20 protein-coding genes are annotated in these 20,536 nt (G+C 71.8%); 10 read left to right on the top strand and 10 right to left on the bottom strand.

Translation table 11 applies throughout. From position 1 onward, the window contains the following. Positions 1-10: 10 nt before the first annotated feature. Positions 11-982: a DUF1702 family protein gene (locus tag AB0M46_RS18870; RefSeq protein WP_363337583.1), complete on the bottom strand. Its 972-nt coding sequence runs from the start codon at positions 980-982 to the stop codon at positions 11-13. 505 nt (positions 983-1,487) lie between these two features. Here AB0M46_RS18870 and AB0M46_RS18875 point away from each other — a divergent pair. Next, complete coding sequence (locus tag AB0M46_RS18875) at positions 1,488-2,288, top strand: AraC family transcriptional regulator (protein WP_363337545.1); 801 nt, start codon at positions 1,488-1,490, stop codon at positions 2,286-2,288. Positions 2,289-2,394: 106 nt separating this feature from the next. Here the strand turns inward: AB0M46_RS18875 and AB0M46_RS18880 are convergent, their stop codons facing one another. Beyond that, positions 2,395-3,402, bottom strand: a complete 1,008-nt coding sequence (locus AB0M46_RS18880; protein WP_363337547.1) for a DUF1702 family protein — start codon at positions 3,400-3,402, stop codon at positions 2,395-2,397. 86 nt (positions 3,403-3,488) lie between these two features. Beyond that, positions 3,489-4,562, bottom strand: a complete 1,074-nt coding sequence (locus AB0M46_RS18885) for a carboxymuconolactone decarboxylase family protein (RefSeq protein ID WP_363337549.1) — start codon at positions 4,560-4,562, stop codon at positions 3,489-3,491. Between the two features lie 230 nt (positions 4,563-4,792). On the opposite strand from AB0M46_RS18885, the gene AB0M46_RS18890 reads away from it, so the two are divergent. The 4 genes from AB0M46_RS18890 (at position 4,793) to AB0M46_RS18905 (ending at position 9,083) form a co-directional block, all read left to right on the top strand. After that, positions 4,793-5,323, top strand: coding sequence for a DUF5987 family protein (locus tag AB0M46_RS18890; RefSeq protein WP_363337551.1), 531 nt, complete (start codon positions 4,793-4,795; stop codon positions 5,321-5,323). Beyond that, a complete protein-coding gene (locus tag AB0M46_RS18895) occupies positions 5,320-7,005 on the top strand; it encodes a GMC family oxidoreductase (protein WP_363337553.1) in 1,686 nt (561 codons plus the stop codon). Before AB0M46_RS18890 ends, AB0M46_RS18895 begins: the two co-directional genes overlap by 4 nt. A gap of 10 nt (positions 7,006-7,015) precedes the next feature. Beyond that, positions 7,016-8,092, top strand: a complete 1,077-nt coding sequence (locus tag AB0M46_RS18900) for a carboxymuconolactone decarboxylase family protein (RefSeq protein ID WP_363337555.1) — start codon at positions 7,016-7,018, stop codon at positions 8,090-8,092. A 331-nt stretch (positions 8,093-8,423) separates the two neighbouring features. Next, positions 8,424-9,083 carry a MerR family transcriptional regulator gene (locus tag AB0M46_RS18905; RefSeq protein ID WP_363337557.1) on the top strand — a complete coding sequence of 220 codons (660 nt, stop codon included), beginning with the start codon at positions 8,424-8,426 and terminating at the stop codon, positions 9,081-9,083. Positions 9,084-9,147: 64 nt separating this feature from the next. On the opposite strand, the gene AB0M46_RS18910 is transcribed toward AB0M46_RS18905, so the two are convergent. After that, a complete protein-coding gene (locus AB0M46_RS18910) occupies positions 9,148-9,945 on the bottom strand; it encodes a TIGR03084 family metal-binding protein (RefSeq protein ID WP_363337559.1) in 798 nt (265 codons plus the stop codon). Between the two features lie 24 nt (positions 9,946-9,969). After that, complete coding sequence (locus AB0M46_RS18915; RefSeq protein ID WP_363337561.1) at positions 9,970-10,416, bottom strand: SCP2 sterol-binding domain-containing protein; 447 nt, start codon at positions 10,414-10,416, stop codon at positions 9,970-9,972. Between the two features lie 949 nt (positions 10,417-11,365). Here AB0M46_RS18915 and AB0M46_RS18920 point away from each other — a divergent pair. Next, complete coding sequence (locus tag AB0M46_RS18920; protein WP_363337563.1) at positions 11,366-12,241, top strand: AraC family transcriptional regulator; 876 nt, start codon at positions 11,366-11,368, stop codon at positions 12,239-12,241. Between the two features lie 14 nt (positions 12,242-12,255). On the opposite strand, the gene AB0M46_RS18925 is transcribed toward AB0M46_RS18920, so the two are convergent. The 3 genes from AB0M46_RS18925 to AB0M46_RS18935 are packed head-to-tail and all read right to left on the bottom strand — an operon-like array spanning position 12,256 to position 16,223. Continuing rightward, positions 12,256-13,140, bottom strand: a complete 885-nt coding sequence (locus AB0M46_RS18925) for a maleylpyruvate isomerase N-terminal domain-containing protein (protein ID WP_363337565.1) — start codon at positions 13,138-13,140, stop codon at positions 12,256-12,258. Positions 13,141-13,188: 48 nt separating this feature from the next. Beyond that, complete coding sequence (locus AB0M46_RS18930) at positions 13,189-14,403, bottom strand: putative PEP-binding protein (protein WP_363337566.1); 1,215 nt, start codon at positions 14,401-14,403, stop codon at positions 13,189-13,191. Then, positions 14,400-16,223: an FAD/NAD(P)-binding protein gene (locus AB0M46_RS18935; protein WP_363337567.1), complete on the bottom strand. Its 1,824-nt coding sequence runs from the start codon at positions 16,221-16,223 to the stop codon at positions 14,400-14,402. The genes AB0M46_RS18930 and AB0M46_RS18935 overlap by 4 nt, the downstream gene beginning before the upstream one ends. 185 nt (positions 16,224-16,408) lie before the next feature. Between AB0M46_RS18935 and AB0M46_RS18940 the strand changes: the two genes are divergently transcribed. Continuing rightward, positions 16,409-16,819 (top strand): OsmC family protein, encoded by a 411-nt coding sequence (locus AB0M46_RS18940; RefSeq protein WP_363337568.1) that lies wholly within the window; start codon positions 16,409-16,411, stop codon positions 16,817-16,819. Between the two features lie 210 nt (positions 16,820-17,029). Here the strand turns inward: AB0M46_RS18940 and AB0M46_RS18945 are convergent, their stop codons facing one another. Both AB0M46_RS18945 and AB0M46_RS18950 read right to left on the bottom strand, forming a co-directional pair. Then, a complete protein-coding gene (locus AB0M46_RS18945; RefSeq protein WP_363337570.1) occupies positions 17,030-17,479 on the bottom strand; it encodes a hypothetical protein in 450 nt (149 codons plus the stop codon). Then, complete coding sequence (locus AB0M46_RS18950; protein WP_363337572.1) at positions 17,476-17,835, bottom strand: DUF6069 family protein; 360 nt, start codon at positions 17,833-17,835, stop codon at positions 17,476-17,478. Before AB0M46_RS18950 ends, AB0M46_RS18945 begins: the two co-directional genes overlap by 4 nt. 109 nt (positions 17,836-17,944) lie before the next feature. Between AB0M46_RS18950 and AB0M46_RS18955 the strand changes: the two genes are divergently transcribed. The 3 genes from AB0M46_RS18955 to AB0M46_RS18965 all read left to right on the top strand — a co-directional run bounded on the left by AB0M46_RS18955 (position 17,945) and on the right by AB0M46_RS18965 (position 20,358). Next, positions 17,945-19,036, top strand: coding sequence for a histidine kinase (locus tag AB0M46_RS18955; protein WP_363337574.1), 1,092 nt, complete (start codon positions 17,945-17,947; stop codon positions 19,034-19,036). After that, on the top strand, positions 19,024-19,677 hold the full coding sequence (locus AB0M46_RS18960) for a response regulator transcription factor (RefSeq protein WP_363337576.1): 654 nt from the start codon (positions 19,024-19,026) through the stop codon (positions 19,675-19,677). The genes AB0M46_RS18955 and AB0M46_RS18960 overlap by 13 nt, the downstream gene beginning before the upstream one ends. 168 nt (positions 19,678-19,845) lie before the next feature. After that, positions 19,846-20,358 carry a hypothetical protein gene (locus AB0M46_RS18965; protein ID WP_363337578.1) on the top strand — a complete coding sequence of 171 codons (513 nt, stop codon included), beginning with the start codon at positions 19,846-19,848 and terminating at the stop codon, positions 20,356-20,358. Positions 20,359-20,536: the final 178 nt, after the last annotated feature.

The following is a 20,536-nucleotide window of genomic DNA, read 5'->3' on the forward strand; positions in this document are numbered from 1 at the left end:
GCGGGGCGGATCAGCCTCGGACCGATGGCAGTTCGTGGGCGATCCGCTGCCGCCAGAGCTCATAGCCGGGCAGGTCGCCGTCGGCCGCCCGGTCGGGGAGGACCAGGTCGGTGATGTCCGACGCCTGTTGCGTCGTCAGACCGCAGAAGATTTTCGTGGCGATCTCGTTGTGCGGCACGACGAGGCCGGCCCGGACCCGGGCGCCGGCGGCGAACGCGCTACCCTGCGCCACCTGCGCCTGGTACCGCCCGGCGTGCTCCCAGAACCACAGCAGCTCGTCCTCGGCGGCGCCGCCGGCGTAGGTGGCGGCGAGACCTGCCCCGCTGTACATGTCGGCGCGGCGCTCGGGAGCGTACGCGTCGAGCAGGGCGGCGACGCGCTGCACGTCGGTGCCGCCCACGAACCACATCGCCCGGCCGATGCCCTGGTCGATCACCCGGTCCGCGTACCAGCTCGGCCCCTCCGCCGGCCACGAGAAGCCGGTGGTGCGGTACTGCTCGTGCACGTAACGGCGGGTATGGAAGTACGCCTGGTGGAACCCGTAGCCGTCCAGCACGAGCCAGCGCAGCAGGGGATCCGGCGCGTGCAGCCGGGACCAGCACATCCGCGGCAGCCGGGCCATCGCCCAGCCGACGCCGACGTAGGCCATGTAGACGTGCTGGTCGCCTCGGCCGGCCAGGAAGTCCTCGACGTGGTGGCTGTGGCCGATGGGCATGCCGTCGCGGATCGCCAGGCACATCGCGGCGCCTTCGTAGGCGAAACCGCGGAATCGCACCGGAATCTCCTCCAGCGGGGCCTCGGCATCGCGGGCGGCACCGGCCTCGGCCGCGTACGCGTAACCGGTCACAAAGTAGCGACCGATGTTTTCAAGGACCTCGCGCGCGTTTTCGTCCTTTTTGTAAAAGCCGCGCACGTCAATTTTGGTGTCCGCCATATTCGGGGTCAGAATACGGCGCCTAAATGCACCTAGTAGACCTGACAATGCTTCCCACCTAACACGCGACGCCACCTGAGACGATCTTTGAACAAATCTACGCAGCACCTGACAGCCTGTCATCTTCAAAGATGCGAGGGCGGGCCGCTCCACGCGCGCAGGCAACAGACCCGCTGTTCACGCCGTGCCGAGGTCCAGTCGGGACGGGGCACCGACGGAGCGGAGACCGGAAATTTGGACTATCTACACCCGGTCGTGCCAGTATCCGTTTTCCCAACAATCACATTGAGTGACATTCATTGAATCCTTTAAATCGCTTCCAGGTGGTGGCCCAGGTATTGTCAGGCCCACATGCCTGAAGTAGTGTCAGCGCCAGTCAATGTCGATCCGACGGACGAGGCCGAGCTGCCACTGAGATGACCCTCAGGTCGGCAGCGGTAGCCAATGAATGCAACCCACCAATACTCGACGGTAGGGATGCTGCAGGTCCGCATCGGACACCAGTCTATATACAGACTTCAATGATTCGAATCCTCGGCTCATGGGAGGCGTCATGGATGACTCGATCGAACTCGCAGTGGAACGAGCCATCACCACGATGCACGAGAACCTCGGCGAGCGGCTCACCGTCGACGACATGGCGCGGGCGGCCATGTTCAGCAAGTTCCACTTCACTCGGGTCTTCCAACGGACCACCGGGGTCTCGCCCGGACGCTTCCTGTCCGCGCTACGGCTGCAGCAGGCCAAGCGGCTGCTGGTGTCGACGTCGTTGAGCGTGGTCGACATCAGCATGCAGGTCGGATACAACAGCGTCGGCACCTTCAGCTCGCGGTTCAGCCGCAGTGTCGGCATGTCACCGACGGTCTACCGGCGGCGCCGGGGCTACGCACCGCAGATCGCCACGGCTCCGCAGCCGGACGCGGCGCCTGCCACCCCGTCGCGGGCCCGGGTCTCCGGCTGGGCCGGACTGCCCAGCACGCACCAGAACGGGCTGATCTTCATCGGCCTGTTCGCCGAGCGCGTTCCCGAGGGCCAGCCGGTGCGCTGCACGGTGCTCACCCGGCCCGGCCCGTTCCGTTTCGACACCGTCCCCGAAGGCAACTGGTACCTGCTGGCCCAGTCGATTGCCGACGACGACCTCTACACGACGATGGACCCGCACAACCCGCGGGTATGTGTGGCGACCCACGGCCCACTCGAAATCTCGTCCGCGACCGTGATCTATTCCAACCTGCAGCTCAAACCGGTCCGATCCGTCGACCCGCCGGTCCTGCTGGCACTGATGGACGCGCGCAAGCTGGCCATGGCCCGCCTGATGCACGAGGCCCAGGAAGACGCGAAGATGGCGGCGTAAGGCGGCGGCCTGTCAGGCGGTGGCCGGCCGGCCACCGCCTGACACCCTCATGACACACATTCGGGGCCTGCGGTCATCCGCAGGCCCCGAATGTGTTGGTCATCGCTCACGCATGGAGGCGGCTCCACGTGTCGGCGAAATGCCGCCGGATGCTGTGCCGCCACTGCTCGTACCGCGGCGCCGCGGCGTCGCCACCGCGGTCATCGGCGACGGCGTCGGCCAGTTCGCTCGCCGCCGCCACGGTCAGGCCGGTGAGCACGTCGACCGCCGTCTCCGTGTGCGCCGGCACGAACCCGGCATACGCACGAGCTTTCGCGGCGAAGACCGAGCCCTGGGCCAGATGCAGCTCATATGTCTCATCCTGCGCCCGCGCGGACCGGCGCAGCGCGGCCACCTCTTCGGCCTCGGCGCCGCCGGCGAACGTGGCGGCAAGTCCCACGCCGCTCCACAGATCCGCACGGCGCTGCGGCTCGAAACGCTCCACCGCCTCGCTCACGGCAGCCGGCCGGCCGCCGTGGATGAACCACAGAGCGCGTCCGATGCCCTGGTCGATCGCGTGCGGGAAGTAGTCGGCCCGGCCCTCCCACGGGTACGGGGCCAGCCGGCGCTGGCCGTCGACCACCCGCGCGGTGTCGAAGTACGCCTTGTCGAAGCCGTAGCCGTCAACCGCCAGCCAGCTCATCGTCGGGTGATACGGCTGCCCGGTCAGATCAGGCACCACACGCTTCCACAGCGGCCGCGGCAGATGCGACATCGCGAAGCCGATGCCGATGTAGGTGAGGAAGATATGCGGACTGCCCGGTCCGCGCAGCAGTTCCCGGGTTCGGGTACCGCGACCTCCGCGCATCGCGTCGAGCACCGTGTACGCCATCGTCGCGCCCTCATAGGCGAAGCCCCGCATCTCAGGTCCGACGAGGTTGAGCCGGCACTCGAGCTCCCACTGATCGCGGGCGTCGATAGCCCACTCGAAACCACAGACGACGGCCTGCGGAACCTCCTCCAGATGGCGGGTGGCAGCCGTCGGTGTGACCGGAAAGCCCCGGCCGGCGAAACTGACCTTCGCCAGCGATGGTGTCAGGGCGAGACTGCGCAAAGAGCCCAGCACGGTCGGCATGTGTCCCTCCAGCGGATCGACGGCTGATGCACGAACCATCGTCCCCTTGAGCGCACCAGGACCGCGTCCTCTGCCGTGCGGTGCCCTCAGCCCACCCGGGAGCCGGCCGGCAGGTGCAGCTCACCAACCCGGCGAGCGGCAGTGAAGGCGGACCAGGCCACCAGCTCGATGAGCGCATCGTCGGCCGGGACCACACGGCGGTACTCCCCGACCGCCTCCGCATCGACCTGGTAGGAAGCGAACGCGGTGAGCAGCGCGAGCCGACCGGCGGACCGGTCCGGCTCCGGCAGCTCCAGCAGCAGATCCTCGCACCAGTCGCGGCTGATCCCGGTCTCCGCACCCCGCCAGCGCAACACCTCGCGCGAAAGCAACTCGCGCACCGACACCGGCACCACCCGCTCACCGGCCTCGGTGAAAGCGGCGTAGGAGCGGGCCACCGCCGCCGCGATCCCGGCGTCGGCGAAGGCCCACGCCGCGGACGCGGGCGGGTCCGCCGGCGGCAACATCGGCAGCGCGAGTCCGGCCGGCCGGGCGCCGTGCAGCGTCGGGGCCAGCACTCGCCCGACCCCGCGCTTGAAGCGCCTGCGGGCGGTCGCATTCAGCCGCGGCGGCAACAGGAAGCCCGGCAGGAACACGTTGACCATGCGGGTGAGGTAGTGCATGCTCACCGCCACGCCGACCAGTTCGGCGCGGTGCGCCTCGGGAAACGGCGCCGGCGCGTGCGCCGGGTCGTCCGGCAGGTGCGCCGCCCGCCCCCACTCGACCAGCGCCCGGGTCCGCGGATCCTGCACATCGGCGGTTCGGTCCAGCGCGATGGCGTCGGCGTCACCCTCACCGTCCAGCCCATACAGCGCGGCGGTGTGCATGTCGACGCAGTAGGGGCAGATGTTGGCGACCGACACCGCGCTCGCGACGAGCTCCTTGGCGTGCCGGTCGACAGCACCGGAGGCGACCATCGTCTCGCGCAGCAGCATCCAGTAGCCGGCGAGCACCCGTGGTGCCGGCGAGTGCAGCATGGCCGGTGGCACCACGATGCGGAAGTCCTCCACCACCTGCGCGTACACGTCGGCGACCAGCCCGCGCGCTGCGGCGGGCGACACCGGGGTGACGTACTTGACCTGTCGTTGCGCCACCGAAGCGGCGATGCGTCCCGCGATCATCAAACCTCCCGATCGGTGCTGCCAGTACACGCCCGGCCCGCCGCGACGGTCAACGAACACAGCACGCAGCGACACGCCCGCCTCGGAACCGACGCCGCAAGCAGGGAGGTGCCCGCGATTCGCGGTGCTTCGGAGGATGAAGCGGCGTTTGCAATGCCCATTGTCCCGTCGAATCCATAGGCGGTATCGCCGTGACGCCAGACAACCTCCGTCCGCCCGAATGGTGGACCATGACGCTCGAGGCCTTCGCCGACACCGTCCTGCCCGGTGAACGCCGATGGGACGGTGACCGGGCCGTCGCCGGCGCGGCCACCGGTGACGGCGCCGTCGCGGCCGGCGCCCTCGAGGTGCTCCAAGACCCGGCGGGAGGGATCGCCGGGCTGCTCGACGGTCTCGTCGACGACCTCAACGAGCACGCCGCGCAGTACGCCGCCGAGCTGGGTGTGGTCCTCGACGACGCGGTGCCCGCCTTCGTCGGCCTGCAGTACGCCGAACGGGCCGGGCTGCTGCAGCGGCTCACCGCGGCCGGGCACCCGGAGAAGGAGGTGTGGGTCGGCCTGGTCATGTTCAGCTACATGGCCTTCGACGCCGCGCCCCACATGCACACCGTCGACGCGATCGCCGACGGTCATCCGGGCCTGCGGCTGCTGGGCTTCCAGCGGCCGGACGCGACCGGGCTGTGGCGCTTCGACGCGTTCTCCTACGGCCGGCCGCTGGCCGACCTCCACCCCGACACGACCCCGACCGGGAGTCCCGCATGACCCACGTGGAACAGACCGATGTCCTCGTCGTCGGCAGTGGTTTCGGCGGTGCGATCGCCGCCTACCACCTGGCTGCCGGCGGCGCCAAGGTGGTCGTCCTGGAGCGCGGGCCGTGGCTGTCCGCCGACGAGTACGAGCACGACTTCAAGTTCGGCTCGTCCTCGACCCGCATCTTCGACTTCGTCCTCGGCGACGGCATGAGCGTGCTCGGCGGCAACTGCGTCGGCGGCGGCAGCGTCGTCTACTTCGCCGCGATGCCCCGCGCGCCGCGCTTCGTGTTCGAGCGTACCGGCGGCACCGGCCGGCGCATGTGGCCGTCCGTGCTCAGCCGCGACGTCCTGGAGCCGTGGTACGACCGGGTGTCCGAAGCGCTGCCGGTCACCCAGCAGAACTGGAACGACGTCACCTTCGCCGGCGGGCTGTTCGCGGCCGCCTGCTCGCACGCGGGCCGCACGGCGAACCCGGTCCCGGCGGCCATCGACCGCGACCTGTGCACCAACTGCAACTGGATGATGTCGGGCTGCCGGTACGACGCCAAGCGGTCGCTGACCCTCAACTACCTGCCGGCCGCCGTCGCGCACGGCGCGCAGATCCGGCCGCTGCACGAGGTGCAGAAGCTGACCCGCACGGCCGACGGCGGCTACCGGGTGCACTACTCGGTCATCGACGACGTCGACTACCGCGTCGAGGTGGCGGACGGGCAGATCGACGCGAAGGTCGTCGTGCTCGCGGCCGGCGCCGGCGCCACCCCGGTGATCCTGCAGCGTTCCGAGGCCGACCTGGGCCCGATGCCGCACGCCGTCGGGCGGTACTTCTCCGGTAACGGCGAGCGGCTCAACACCGCCGTCATCGACGAGGACCGGGCCCGCGAGCTACTCGGGCTCGACCGGGGCGACGCCGCGTACGCCGCCTACCAGATCGGTAAGGGTCCGGTCGTGGCCAGCTGGGACCGCCTCGACGGCAGCCTGCCGGAGTTCGACCGGTACTCCCTGGAGCAGCTGTACTTCCCGCCCGGCCTCGGCACGATCCTGGCGCAGGTGCCGGACGCGACCGGCCCGAGCTGGTTCGGCGCACAGAAGAAGGAGCTGCTGCGCACCTGGCAGTCCTGGATGACGATCTTCATCATGTCCGAGGACGACAACGAGGGCGTCTTCGGACCGCCGCCGCCCTCGGGCAACGCCGTGCGGATCTCCCAGCAGATGCTCGGCCGCAGCTCGATCAGTTACGTGCCGACCGCCAACACCCGGCACGGCTGGGCGCTCGCCGACGCCGACGTCCGCGACATCCTGGAACGCGACGGGCTGTCCCGGGTGATGCCGTGGACCAACGAGGTCGTCGGCGCGTACACCGTGCACCCGCTCGCGTCGTGCCGCATCGGCGACGACCCGAGTACCTCCGCCCTCGACGACCGGCACGAGCTGCGCCGGCACCCAGGCATCTTCGTCACCGACGGTTCGGCGGTGCCGGGGGCGCTGACCGTGAACCCCGCGCTGACCATCGCCGCGCTCGCCGAGCGGGCCGTCCCCGCCATCGTGGCGGAGGCCCGCCGGCGTGGGGTCCAGGTCCGCTACGGCGCGCCGGCCCCCGACGGGTCGACCTCCGCCCGGGACGCGGCGGCCCGCGACGCCATGGCCCGCGACGCGATGGCACGGCTCGCCCGCGCGGCGACGCCGGCCGGGTGACGGCCGGGTCGTGGGCGGGTTTCTGAGCCGGGCGACCAGGCGCGGCACCCTCGCGCAGGTGCGGCACGTGACGCCGGTGCACCCGGCCGCGGCGACCGGCCTGACGGCTGCGGTGTACCGGCAGACCGAGGACGACTTCGGCATGCTGGCCCCACCGATCAGCCTGCACTCCCCCGCGCCGGAGGTGATGGCGGCCGCCTGGATGATCCTGCGCGAGTCGCTGCTGAGCTCCGGCGTCGCGTCCCGCGCGGTGAAGGAGACGGTCGCCACGGCCGTCTCCGCCGCGAACCGCTGTCCGTACTGCGTCGACGTGCACGGCACCGCGCTGCGCGGGCTGGTCCGCGGCCGGGACCCGGTCGACATCGGCGCCGGCCGGGGCGCGTCGGCGCGGGACCCCGAGTTGCGCGCGGCGGCCGCCTGGGCCGCGGCCGCCGCCACCAGCGGCGGGGCCGTCCGGTCGCGGCCGCCGGGCACCGCGGGCTACGGCGACGAGCTCGTCGCCGTGGCCGCGGTCTTCCACTACCTGAACCGGATGGTGAGCGTCTTCCTGGACGAGTCGCCGATCCCGCCGCGGGTGCCGGCCGCGCTGCGCGGCGGGCTGCAACAGGTGTTCGGCCGCGTCATGGCACCGATCACCCGCCGGCATGTGCGGCCGGGAGCGGCGCTGGAGCTTCTGCCGGCCGCACCCGGCGACGGGCGCGTCGCCGCCGTGTTCGCCGCCTCCACGCCGCGGCTCGCGGACGCGTTCGCGCGGGCCGGCCGCGCCGTCGAGGAGGCCGGCAAGCGCTCGGTGCCGCCGGCCGTCCGCACGCTGGTCCTGGACCGGCTCGCCGCCTGGGACGGCACGCCTCCCGGCCTGAGCAGCGCCTGGACCGACGCCGACGTCGCCCGGCTCGACCCGCGCGACCGGCCGGCGGGACGGCTCGCGCTGCTGACCGCGATCGCCGCCTACCAGGTCGGCCCGGGTGTCATCGAGCGGTTCCGGCAGGAGCAGCCGGAGGACCGGCCCCTGGTCGAACTCACCGCCTGGGCGGCCCTCGCCGCCGCCCGGCGGGTCGCGGCATGGTCCTCGAGCACCACGACATAGGCCGTCAAATGCCGCGACACGGGCCGTCAAGCGCCGCAACGTAGAAGGAGACAACCCGGTAGAAGCGGCACACACTGGTTCTGAAGGGGGCAGCCGGCCTGGCCCCGGACGGCATCAGCCACGGCACCTCGTGCGCGCGGCGCTGCATGCTGCCCGGCCCGAGGCGGTGGCCCGCATGGAGACGAACGAAGGGGGATGGTGGTTTCCGTGCGAGCAACTCGCTGAACTCTTGGCGGCGATCACGGGGGCGGCCGCCACAGCTGTCACAGCGATGTCCGCGGCCACGCTGCGCCGACGGCCCAGTTATCGATGCCTACTTCGAGGGTAGCCAATGCGCATCTCTGACCTCAGCAGACAGGCAGGCGTGTCCATTCCAACGATCAAGTTCTACCTGCGCGAACGGTTACTCCCGCCGGGCACCGCGACCGGCCGCAACCAGGCCGCCTACGGCGAGGTCCACCTGCGGCGGCTGGAGCTGATCAAGGCGCTCACGCAGATCGGCCAGCTCGAACTGACCACCGTCCGGCAGCTGCTCGCGGCCATCGAGGATCACCAGCAGCCGCTGCCGCAGCTCTACGAGCTCGTCGACCAGGCCCACCCCGTGCCGGAACCGGCCCCGGGCAGCAGCACCGAACACCTGCCCGGCGCGCGCTCGGACGTCGACACGCTGCTGGACGACCTCGGCTGGCAGGTCGGGAAGCAGGCACCCGCGCGTGAGCGGCTCACCGCCGTCATCGCCACCCTGCGCCGGCTGGGCTGCGATTGCCGGATGGAGTTCTTCAACGACTACGCCGCCGCCGCGGAGACCCAGGCCGTCAAGGAGCTCGACCTGCTGCCCGCCGACGGGGTCGGCGCCGACCGGGCCGCCGCCGTCGTCCGCAGCGTCCTGTTGGCCGCCGCCATGGCCGCGCTGCGCCGCATGGCCCAGGAACATTACGTGTCGAGCCGCTTCGGACTGGTCGCGGACCACACCGGACCCCGCTCCGCGTAAGGCGTCATCGGGGCCCGGCTCGTCGCGCTGCCGGGTCCGCGGCGCGGACCCGGCAGCGACACCTTCAGCCCTGCAGGGCGGCGAACTGCCCCGGCTGCCGGCCGGTGCCCGCGGGCCCGCGGTAGGCCTGTGCGAGATCCAGCCAGGCGTCGGCGTCCGCACCCTCGGCCTTCACCGCCAGGTCGTCGCGGTGCCGGCGGCGGGACACCAGCAGGCAGAAGTCGACGGCCGGACCGGTGATGCGCTGACCGTCCTGCGGCCCGTACTGCCAGAGCCGGCCCGACGGCAGCGTGATCTCGAACCGGAACTCGGCGTCCGGCGGCGTCAGCCCGCGCCCCTGGTAACCGAAGTCCCACGTGCGCACGGCGAACGCGACGAGGTGCTCGAGCCGGTCGGTGTGGGTGCGGCGCGCGCCGAGCGCGTCGGCGACGTCCTGGCCGTGCGCGAAGAGCTCCATCATGCCCGCCGCGGCCAGCACGCCGGCCGGGATGGGGCGCACCAGCCACGGCACCGGCTGATCGGGCGCCACCGCGGTCAGCGCCGACTGGGCCCATGCCCGCTCGTGCCGCCAGCGGCGCAGCAGCACCTCGGGCGGCTCGGCCAGGTACTCGGCGAGGGCGTGATCGACGTTGGAGTTGAAGTTGGTGGTCAGCCCGGCCATCAGCGTCTTGAAGTCCTCGGGCCGGCTCGCGGCGAGTCCGGCCAGCCGGAACGTCGCCGCCAGATGCGCGATCTGGTGCGCGACGGTCCATCCCACCGCGGGCGTCGGCGTGCTCCACCCGTCCGGCGAGAGACCGGCCACGAGGGCGTCGACGCCCTCGCCGTCGGCGGCGAGCGAGGCATACACGGTTGGCTCTGGCATGCACGTGGTCCTTTCCAGTCTGGGTCAGGCCTTCGGGATGTCGAACAGCCCGGGGAACTTGGTGGCGAGCATGCGGTCGCCCTTCGCCCGGATCCGGCCGCGCATGAACATCAGCACCGGATTGGCGTTGCCGGTGACCATCTTCAGGTAGTCCACGGCGCCGATGCTCAGCGTCAGCGTGGGACGGCGGGCCGGCACCGGCGACACCGCGCAGGTGCCGTGCGTGATCACGACCTCGTAGACGGCCCCATCCGGACCCAGGTCCCGCAGCGCCCAGTGGACCACCGCCTCGGTGCCGGCGGCGCGATCGGGGCGGAACACGCCCGGCATGCCGACCGCGAGCCGCTCCAGCAGCTCGGGGCCGCGCTCGCCGTGCACGAGGCCGTCGAGCTCCTCCGCCGACGCGTGCTTGACGAACAGGCTGAGCTGCGGCACCTCCATGGTCACCGGGTCCGCGTCGTGGGGTGGCATCGAGCTCTCCCTCGTCCGTGCTCGGAGCGACGGCGGCGACGCCGCCGGGCTGGATTTCATTCTCGGCGCGCGCCGGTCGGGTGGCCCCTTCCAGGTTGCGGCACCGGCAGCAGCCGGGCCGGCCCTGCGACGGCGGGGCCGGGGATGGTGCGCGGCGGCGCCGCTGCGGTGGCCTTACCGCCACCGGAGAGATCCAGGTGACGGCAAAGCCCTCAGTCCATTGCGCCAGCACGGCCGGTGCACATCACCTCCGACCGTGCGCACCGCCGCCGGCACTTGAATAATGCCGTCGCCGCACCTTCACCTGCATTTCATCTGCACTCGAGGCGCAACCTCCTGCACGGTATTCACCCGGAGATGAGTCCCGGAAATGCAACGCCGGGCGAGCCTTTCCATCGCTGGTGACACGGATTCTTCCGACACCGGACACGCTGCTGATACCTGCGCGTTGTGACACCTGTGACGGGCTGGCGGTTGCCGCTTCCGACACGGCGGCTAGTGCGCACGACAGGTCGCCGGCACACCCGCCCGGAGCACGCGCGCAGCGGGCTCACCGACTCGTTCGGGTGCGAATCAGCGCCGCACCGTGCAGGTCAAGCCTTCGAACTGTCAGATATGTGACTGATCGGTCCATCCACCACCGACGCTGCGGTCCTACGTGAAAAACACACCCCGTTACTCATCTCACATCACGGACCGCCTACGTCTCCCGGCCGCCGCCACACGGACAACAGTGCGTGAAATCCGATCAGAACACGCCGGATCAAACCAATTCACGCGGACCAGCGCCGCGACGCTACATCGAACCAGCCGGTAACACCGATCTGACGATATCTGTCAATGCAGTTCGTGACGCCGGGTCACCTTCCGGCGCAAACCGCTAAAGCGGTCCGCTACGCTGCGCATCGTGCGTTGCCCGCCGCCGGTGAACCCGCTAGCATCATGATCGATGATCCTCGATTACGAGGAAGTTGGCCTGCGATCGATTCACGCGACCAGGCCGATTGCCATTACGGCGCGCAACAAACCTGCACATTTCAGGGGGAGAAGAATGCCCGGCAGAAGCGAAGCTAGAATACAGCGCGTCGTCGATTTCATGCACGAAAACATCGGCGAGCCACTCACCATTTCCGACCTTGCCCGGGTGGTGTCGTTCAGCAAGTTCCACTTCACCAGGGTCTTCCAGCGCGTCACCGGCATGTCGCCCGGCCGGTTCCTGTCGGCCATCCGGCTCGAGGAGGCCAAGCGCCTGCTGCTGACCACCTCCCTGAAGATCACCGACATCAGCCTCAGCGTCGGCTACACCAGCGTCGGCACCTTCAGCTCGCGGTTCACCCGCAGTGTCGGGCTCACCCCGACCGCGTATCGCCAGTTGCACGGGCAGGCGTCCGAGATCCATCAGCTGCCCGCGCTGCCGTCAGGGGGCGTGCTGAGCGGCCGGGCGCTGCAACGGCCCGCCGACCGCGGCGGGCCCATCTACATCGGCCTGTTCCCCGGGCCCATCCCAGAGGGCCGGCCGGCCCGCTGCACCGTCCTGGACGGCCCCGGACCCTTCCGGCTCGACCGCGTGCCGACCGGCAGCTGGTTCGTCCTCGCCCACTCCATCGCGGTGCCGATCGACGGCGTCGACGTCGCACACCTGCACGAGCATCGCGTCACCATCGGCTCCGTCGGCCCGCTCACCGTCAGCGGCACTACGAACCTCGGCGACGTCGCCCTGCAGCTGCGGCCGATGCGCGGCATCGACCCGCCGGTGCTGCTCGCGCTGCTGGAGGTCCGCAGAGGCGCTCTCCGGGCGGCGCACCGCCAGGACCTGGCCGCCTGACCGCGACGACCCGATCATGAGCCCGTGCGTGGCGGCGCCAGCCGCCCGTTGGGCATGTGCACGACCCGCAGGAAGCCCGGCAGCCGCCAGGGGCGCGGCCCGCCGACCACGACGTCGCGCCGGACGGCGGCGTGCGCTGTGCCGATCCGGCCGAAGAGCAGCAGATTGAACCGGGCCGGCCGGAACCACACCCGCACGTCGTGCGGATGCCCCGGCGGCGCGATCCAGACCCGGCCGTCGCCCAGGACGATCGTCTCGGTCGTCGTGAACGCGGACCGGAACTGCACCGCCGTCGGCCGGCGGGGCATCTTGAGCGACATGTTGAGCAGCGCGCCGTACTCGAGCCGCAGCATGCCCAGAAAGAACAGCTCCCAATACAGGGCGGCGTGCTCATCCGGCATCGGCCAGGGCACCCGCAGCGCGCGGGCGATGTCCCAGCCGTGCACCAGCAGCTCGTTGACGAGGTGGGCGAGCACGCCGGCGACCGGCACCAGCGAGTCGCCGAGCCAGCGGACCGGTGTCCGCGGGTCGGTGTGCTCGGTGGCCGCCAGGATCCGGCCGACCGCGGTGCCGAGCCGCTCGGCGAGGACGGCCGCGTCGCGCTCGGTGAAATACCGCAGCACGTAGTCGTTGACGTCGGCGACGGTGTCCACGTTGGTGGTCGACAGGATGCCCTCGATGCCCGGCACCGGCAGCGGCTCGGCGCCCTCCTCGAGCAGGAAGACATACAGCTGCGCGATGCTGAGCACGTGCGCGGCGGACTCCGCGATGGACCACTGCGCCGTGGCCGGCGCCCCGGCGTCGGGAGCGGCCACCAGCATCGCCCGGAACCGTTCGTCCGCGCCGCGCAACGCCGTCCTGACCACGTGCCACGAGTCCTGGGGCACGGCAGCTGTCACGCCCACCACAGTCCCATCACCGGCGCGACAATGGTTCTTTCAACGTGCTCAGTTGCGCCGGCCACGGGCGATGAGCTCGGACACGCACATCATGTAGCCGGTCGGGGCCGGCAGCCGCGCGCGGTAGTGCTCCAGGTCGGCGCCGAGCGCGAACACCCGGGCCGGGGTGCCGGCGGCGCGGGCGTCCTCGATGACCCGGCGCAGCCCGTCCAGGACGGCCGGGTGCCGGGTCCGGTAGGACTCGGCGACCAGATGGTTGCTGCGGTCGGCGGCGAGGTAGAACTGCACCAGGTCCTTGGTGCCGACGAACAGTTCGTCGGCACCGGCGGCGCAGATCGCCGACGTGGCGTGCACCGCCGCCGGCGTCTCGATGAACGCGGACAGCGGCGTCTCCGTCGACAGCCCGAGGTGCGGCCGGAGCTTCGCGAACTCCTCCGCGTCGGTCAGGAACGGCGCCGACAGGTGCACCCGCTCGGCCTCGGCACCGAGCCGGTCGCGCAGCGTGTCCAGCATGACGTGCAGCGCCTGCGGATAGGCGGGCGAGCGCAGCAGCCAGCGGGTGCCGTGCAGACCCATGTCGGGGTTGGGTTCGCTCGGGACCGTCGCCTCACCAGTGATGTGGACCGCGTCGTTGGAGCGCAGGTCGAGCATGCGCAGGATTAGCCGCTGTCCCGGCAGGAGCGCCTCGACGCACTCGTGCAACCGCTGGGCGATCGCCCGTCCGTAGGCGTTGACGGCGGCCCCGCCGCGAAGGGCGTCAATGGGGCTGAGCGCCGAGGAGAAGCACACGAACTCCTCGCGCAGGAAGAACGATTCGACGTGGGCCGCGTGTGGGCCGCCGGCGTTGAGGTGGCGGATGTCCCCGAGGTCGGTGACCACCGCGCAGGCCGAGCCGAGCAGGTCCGGAGGCGCCGCGGTGCTGTGCGTCCCCGCGGGCCCGGTGTCGCCGGTCGCGCCGACGATCACCGACCCGCGCTCCAGGTCGAGCGTCACGTGACCGGCGAGCCGGTCCAGGTCGGCCGGCTCGACCCGCAGGACGGCGATGCCCTTGGCCCGGCAGATGGACTGCATGTGCCCGGTCCGCCCGCCGGAGCTGCAGACGACCGCGCGGGCGGTCATGAGTGCGTCGTACAGCCCCGGGTTGAGCGACGGGGTGACGAGGATCGAACCCTCCACCGGCCGTCCGGTGCGGTTGCAGGGACCCCCCACCACCGTGTCGGTGCCGTGGGTGAGCAGGACGCCACGGATGTGTTGTTCGGTCACGGACTCTCCGCATCTTCCTCGTGCGTGATGCCCAGCTGCCGGCGCAGCTGGCGCGGTGTCACCGAGACGTCCGTGAGCCGCTGGATCGCGGCCTGGTTGACCGCCGCGCGCATCGGCCGGCCGCGCGCGCCGGCCGGGACCGCGGCGAAGCGCCCGTCGGCGCGCAGGTGCGTCGCCAGCTGCGCGTCGAGGCGCTCCCGCACGGCCCGGGACCGCGCGGCGAGCCGTTTGACCTCCATCGAGACGGCCTGCTCGAACGCGGCGCGGGCGGTCTCGTCGGCCGGCAGCGCGGGCGGGTGTTCCGCGTCGGCGCCCTGCCGTTCGAGCCGCTCGATCACGTGCGCGGCGACCACGATGGAGTGGTTCTTGATCGCGGCGAGGTTGAACGCGAACGCTCCGGTACGGCCGTTGCGCACGATCTCGTCGCCTTCGCGCATCACCCCGATGGCCGACAGCGTCTCGATCGGCTCGCCGCCGGGGCGCAGCGGCGTGCCCCGGTCGTTGATCTCGATGCCGCGCCCGGTGCGCCGGTGCGGCGTGACGAGCCCGTTGACCAGCAGGTTCGTCCACAGTGGAGAGTCGACGTTGGTGTAGTCGGACTGTCGGCCGAAGTTGCACACCACCAGATCCGCCGTGATGACGCGGGTCTCCGCCCGGGTGGCGACGACGACGTCGAGCCGCCCGGACGCGCCCGGCCTGACCCGCTCGACCTTCCCGGCGACCAGTTCGAGCGAGCCGTGGTCGGAGGACATGGCGTGCTCGACGATCGTCGTCGTGTAGGGCACCGCGCCGACCCGCAGCGAGGCGATCTGCGTGCCGTACTCGTCGAGCAGCTGCCGCAGGTCGCCGGTCGGGATCTGTTCGATGACCGCCGGCAGATACGGCTCCCACGCCTTGGCCACCCGCTCCGTGACGATCCGCCGATCCATGTCCGGATGCTCGCGGGCGACGGCGGCGCACGCGGCCTCCCAGGCGGCCTCCACACGCGCCAGGAACTCGGTCCGGTCCCGGTACGGCTCCAGCAGCGGTGCGGGCGCGGCGAGCCGGACCACACCGTGCTGGTGGTCGTCCGGATACGTCCGGGGTGTGGTGCCCGACCTGGAGACAAGGTGGATGGTGCCGGTATGCCCCCGGCGCAGCAGCAGCGCCACGGAGTCGTATGCGCTCAGCACCGTGCCGACGATCACGACGCACGCGTCGCCGGGCACGTCGAGCAGCCTCCGCACACCGTCGGTCGAATACGGGTGCCGGATGAACGCTTCGTGCTCGAGCACGTCGGTGGCGAACGCCGGTTGCTTGAGCTCCATCCCGGTCGCGAGGATGACGTGGTCGGCCGTCAGCGTGGCGGTGTCGCCGGACGGCTGCCGGATCGACGCCTCGACATGGTCGGCCCGCACGTCGAGGTCCACCGCCTCGCCCTCGGCCTCGACCAGGACCACGCCGGAGTACGCCTCCAGGCGCGCCTCCGCGATGCGGTCGGTCAGGTAGTCGTGGTAGATCCGGCGCGGGGCCGGGCCGTGCTCGACGAACGTGAAGTCCGTCCAGGGCGGGGGCCAGCCCCCGCGGTCGGCCTCGTGGTTGGCCCAGCGGACGAAGTCGTTGACGTCCTCGCGGAACGCCGACATGCGGCCGGCCTGGATGTTGAACACGTGGTCCCAGTGGTTGCCGTCGCGGTGGTAGGCAACGCCCGCGTACCGGTAGTCGTGCCGCCGCTCCAGCAGGACGATCTCCACAGGTCTGCGAGCGAACCGCAGGAGCCGGATCGCCGTTGCCGTGCCGGCCAGTCCGGCACCGACGATGAGGACTCGGGGACTACGCATACCTGCCTCCGGCATTGTCACGCGGGCACGGTGCATCAATTGCTCTGCATCGTCCAACTACGCCTTTCCAGAACGACACGAGGACCAATACTACGGATTCGTTTATATTGACGGCCAGGCATGCTCCTGCTCAACTTCATCAGTGCGCACGCATCGCGACGACCACTCGGGGAAGGATGGCCTGCATGGATGAAATGACGGTATCTCTGGCGCAAAAGGGGCAGACGGCGTCGGTCGCGAGTATCCGCGATCACAGCATCGTGATGGACCGCCCGTCCTCGCACGGCGGGTCGGACGCGGGCCCGATGGGCGGCGAGACGCTACTTGCCTCGGTCGGCGGCTGCTTCATGAGCACGTTCTACGCCGCCGCCCAGGCCCGGTCCGTGCCGGTCGAGGGCGCCACCTGCCGGGTCACCGGCGTGTTCGTGCCGAACCCCCGCCGGTTCGGCGCGATCCGCATCGAGGTGACCTGCGACTCGTGCCCGCCCGAGGACCTCGCCCACCTCGTCCAGGTGGCGGAGCGGGGCTGCCTGGTCGCCGCGACCCTCAAGGAGGGCATCGAAGTGAGCGCGTCCGTCGCCACGCAGCCGCGATAGGTCGCGTGTCCGGTTACCGCCGCCGGAGCTGATTCCCCGGACGCCCCGCGACGATGACCACTCAGCGGAACACATCAGCAGACATCAGAGGCCGACCGGCTGCACGGTCACCCGGATGCTGCGCGGCCGTTGCGGACCCGGCAGGTCCCCAGGCCGCCCGGATGCTCGGCGGCCTGGATGACGGCGGCCGCGCCTCGGATGGCGGGCAGGTCAGCCGCCCGGCGAGGTGGCGGCGGCGATGGCCATGGCGGTGAGCATGCGCTGGCGGCGCCGGCTCAGCACGGCGAAGCAGGCGGTCAGCACGACCAGCTCCGGCTCGGCCCAGTCGCCGGTGACCTCGACCCGCAGCCGCGTGCCGCGCCAGCCGCACCGCACCTCGATGCGGTCGGTGCCGCGGGTCAGCGTCGCGGTGTGCCGGCCCATGCTCCATCGCGCCTGCGGTCCGGGACCCGGGACGCGGGCGCCGCTCATCTGCAGGGCGACGACGGGCCGGTCGCCGGTCCGGGCCACCACGCCGAGGCGGCGACGGTCGGCCGGGGCGAGCTCGAAGTCGCCGGCGTCGGTGTGCAGCAGGGCGCGGCGCATCGTGCCGCGGGCGCGCAGGGTGGCGGTGCCGTAGGTCCAGCGCCCGTGCTCGCGGACGATCGTGTGCTCGCTCATCGGGGCAGCCCGGCGAGCAGCACGGCGCCGACGGTCAGGTGCAGGGCGAGCAGGCCGGCGACCGCGCCCGCCGTCGCCGCGCCGAGGGGGCCGAGCAGCGACACCAGCAGTACCGCTGCGGCAGTGATGACCCAGATGGTCCTTCCGCGGCGGGTCGCGCGCTCCAGGATCGCGAGCAGCCCCCAGGCCGCGAGCCCGGCGAGCGCGGCGATCGCGCCCACCGCGACGGCGCCGACGGACCCCTGGCCCGGGACGGTGAGGTCCACGCCCGCGGCGTGGTGCACGAGCAGGAACACGGCCTCGGCGGCGGCGACGGCGGCCGCGACGACCCCGGCCCGCTGCAGTGGTGATGTCATGCCGCTGAGTGTGGGCGCGGGCCGGGGCGGCCCGCATCGACCGGCCCGCGCGGGCGCATACGACTTTGGTCGGTGGCCGGCCCGCGCGGTCACCACCTACCCTCGATCCGTGGGTACGTGCGGGCCGTCGCGGGGGGCGGTCGTCCTGACGGGGGTCGCGATCGGCGCGCTGAGCGCGGGGAGCCTCCTCGGCTCGCACGGTCCACTCGACGTCGCGGCCGCCGCGCTCGGCATCGCCGGGGCGGTCGCGGCGGCCTACCGGCCGGTCGGGGTGGGCCTCGCGCTCGGCGTGCTGGCGGCGCTCTCGCCGGCGGCGACCCCGGCGGCCACCTTCGCGACCTTCAACGCGGCCCGGAGGCGCCCGCTGCGCGGCGCGCTGGCGGTGCTGGCCGTCGGCATCGCCGGGCACGCGGTGCAGGGGTGGTGGCGCTCGTACCCCGGCCTCGGCTACGGCTGGTGGCTGCTGCTGATGGCGGCCGCCTATGCGGCGCTGTTCGGCTGGGGCGTGTGGGCGCGGGCCCGTCACGAGCTGCTGCTGTCGCTGCGCGAGCGGGCCTGGCGGGCCGAGGCCGAGCAGGGGCGGCGGGTCGATGAGGCGCGCCTGGCCGAGCGGACCCTGATCGCGCGCGAGATGCACGACGTGCTCGCGCACCGGCTGTCGCTGCTGGCGATGTACGCGGGCGCGCTGCAGTACCGGCCCGACGCACCGCCCGAGCGCCTCGCCGAGGCCGCCGGGGTCATCCGCGTCGGCGTCCACCAGGCCCTCGACGAGCTGCGCGAGGTGATCGCCGTGCTGCGCCACGAGGAGGTCGGCGTCGTGCACTCCCTGCCCGACGTGCCCCGGCTGGTGCAGGAGGCGGTCGCGGCCGGCCAGACGGTGCACTTCCACGACGCCGCCGACGCGCCCGACGTGCCGCCGGTGGTCGGGCGCACCGCCTACCGGGTCGTGCAGGAGGCGCTCACCAACGCGCGCAAGCACGCCGCCGGCCAGCCGGTCACTGTCTCGCTGGGCACCGGTGACGGGCGGCTGGTCATCGACGTGCGCAACCCGGTCGCCGAGCGCGTGCCGGACCTGTCCGGTTCGGGCGTCGGGCTGGTCGGCCTGACCGAGCGGGTTGGCCTTGCCGGCGGCACCCTCGCGCACGCGGTGACCGCGACGGGCGAGTTCCGGCTGCGGGCGGAGCTGCCGTGCCGGACCTAGTGCGCGTCCTGGTCGTGGACGACGATCCATTGGTACGGGCGGCCCTCACGATGATGCTCGACGGCGCCCCGGGCATCGAGGTGTCCGCCGTGGTCGCCGACGGCGACGAGGTCCCCGCCGCCCTCGACCGCCACGCGGCCGACGTGGTGCTCATGGACCTGCGCATGCCCCGGGTCGACGGCATCGCGGCCACCCGCCGCGCCCGCGCCCGCCCGCAGCCGCCCGAGGTGGTCGTGCTGACCACGTTCGACACCGACGAGCACGTGGTGCGGGCGCTGCGCGCCGGGGCGAGCGGCTTCCTGCTCAAGGACACGCCCCCGCAGCGGCTGGTCGAGGCGATCCGGCGGGTGGCCGCGGGCGACCCGATCCTGTCCCCGGCCGTGACCCGCCGCCTGATGGCCCGGGTCGCCGCCGACGCCGCCGCCTACGAGCGGGCCCGCGCCCAGCTGGCCGCGGTGAGCCCGCGCGAGCGCGACGTGGCCGTCGGCGTGGCCCAGGGCCGGACCAATGCGGAGATCGCCGCCGAGCTGGGCATGAGCGTCGCGACGGTGAAGGCCCACCTGACCCACATCATGACCAAGCTCGACCTGGACAACCGCACCCAGGTGGCCATGCTCGTGCACGACGCCGGGCTCGTTTGACATCCTCTCCGTCGTAAAGGACGGAGATCCCCTCCACGCTGCGCGTGGACCGCGCGGCGTCCGGGTCGTCGGAGGTTGCCGGGTGTGGCACGAATCCAGGATCAGCCCGGGTCGGGATGCCCATAACGTCAGAGGCATCACCCAACGCCTGCAGCCGGGAGGCACACCATGAACCGCAGGACCGTCCGCCTCTCGGTGGCCACCGCCGCGATCGCGCTCACCGCGCTGGGCACCACCGGCTGTTCCTCCGACACGGCCGAAACACCGTCCGACTCGCCGTCGATGGTGCCGGCCGGTGCCACCTCGTCGTTGAAGCCGAGCCCGACCAAGAACAGCAAGCCGAGCGGCAAGACCAAGATCGTCGAGTTCAAGATCGTGCAGCAGCCCAAATGCCCCGAAGGCACGGCCGTGTACCGCGCCGAGGCGGTACCGGTGATCATCAAGTGGAAGGTCACGGGCGCGACCGGCGTGGGCCTGTCGGTGGACAACCCGGACCTGCCCGGCAGCTACGGCAACTACCCGGCCACCGGCACCGAGACGTTCACGTTCTCCTGCGGCGGCCCGGTCGGCAGCGTCGAGACCCACACGTACACGATCACCACGACCGGCGGCAAGGAGACCAAGCGCGCCCAGGTGCAGGCGTCCGCGAAGGTCATGGACACCGGCATCGGCGGCAACTGACCCGCGACGACGGCGAGGCCGGTCAGAGCGTTCGGCGATCGAACTTCCCGGCAGATAATCACCAACCCAGGGGGCTGGGGGGGGGGCCCGGGGGGCCGGGGCGCGCCCGGGGTGTTTGGGGGGGGCCCCCGGGGGGCGGGCCGGCGGCGGTGTTGTGGTGGGGGGGGGGCACGCCGGT

The sequence above is a fragment of the Dactylosporangium sp. NPDC051485 genome (genome assembly GCF_040682015.1).
Classification (GTDB): Bacteria; Actinomycetota; Actinomycetes; order Mycobacteriales; family Micromonosporaceae; genus Dactylosporangium.

Coding starts and splice junctions, on each gene's coding strand:
- AB0M46_RS18950 (WP_363337572.1), bottom strand. CDS start 17,835: ATGACATCACCACTGCAGCGGGCCGGGGTCGTCGCGGCCGCCGTCGCC.
- AB0M46_RS18935 (WP_363337567.1), bottom strand. CDS start 16,223: ATGCGTAGTCCCCGAGTCCTCATCGTCGGTGCCGGACTGGCCGGCACG.
- AB0M46_RS18910 (WP_363337559.1), bottom strand. CDS start 9,945: ATGCCAGAGCCAACCGTGTATGCCTCGCTCGCCGCCGACGGCGAGGGC.
- AB0M46_RS18905 (WP_363337557.1), top strand. CDS start 8,424: ATGCGCATCTCTGACCTCAGCAGACAGGCAGGCGTGTCCATTCCAACG.
- AB0M46_RS18895 (WP_363337553.1), top strand. CDS start 5,320: ATGACCCACGTGGAACAGACCGATGTCCTCGTCGTCGGCAGTGGTTTC.
- AB0M46_RS18875 (WP_363337545.1), top strand. CDS start 1,488: ATGGATGACTCGATCGAACTCGCAGTGGAACGAGCCATCACCACGATG.
- AB0M46_RS18885 (WP_363337549.1), bottom strand. CDS start 4,562: ATGATCGCGGGACGCATCGCCGCTTCGGTGGCGCAACGACAGGTCAAG.
- AB0M46_RS18920 (WP_363337563.1), top strand. CDS start 11,366: ATGATCCTCGATTACGAGGAAGTTGGCCTGCGATCGATTCACGCGACC.
- AB0M46_RS18880 (WP_363337547.1), bottom strand. CDS start 3,402: ATGCCGACCGTGCTGGGCTCTTTGCGCAGTCTCGCCCTGACACCATCG.
- AB0M46_RS18940 (WP_363337568.1), top strand. CDS start 16,409: ATGGATGAAATGACGGTATCTCTGGCGCAAAAGGGGCAGACGGCGTCG.
- AB0M46_RS18965 (WP_363337578.1), top strand. CDS start 19,846: ATGAACCGCAGGACCGTCCGCCTCTCGGTGGCCACCGCCGCGATCGCG.
- AB0M46_RS18890 (WP_363337551.1), top strand. CDS start 4,793: ATGACGCTCGAGGCCTTCGCCGACACCGTCCTGCCCGGTGAACGCCGA.
- AB0M46_RS18915 (WP_363337561.1), bottom strand. CDS start 10,416: ATGCCACCCCACGACGCGGACCCGGTGACCATGGAGGTGCCGCAGCTC.
- AB0M46_RS18945 (WP_363337570.1), bottom strand. CDS start 17,479: ATGAGCGAGCACACGATCGTCCGCGAGCACGGGCGCTGGACCTACGGC.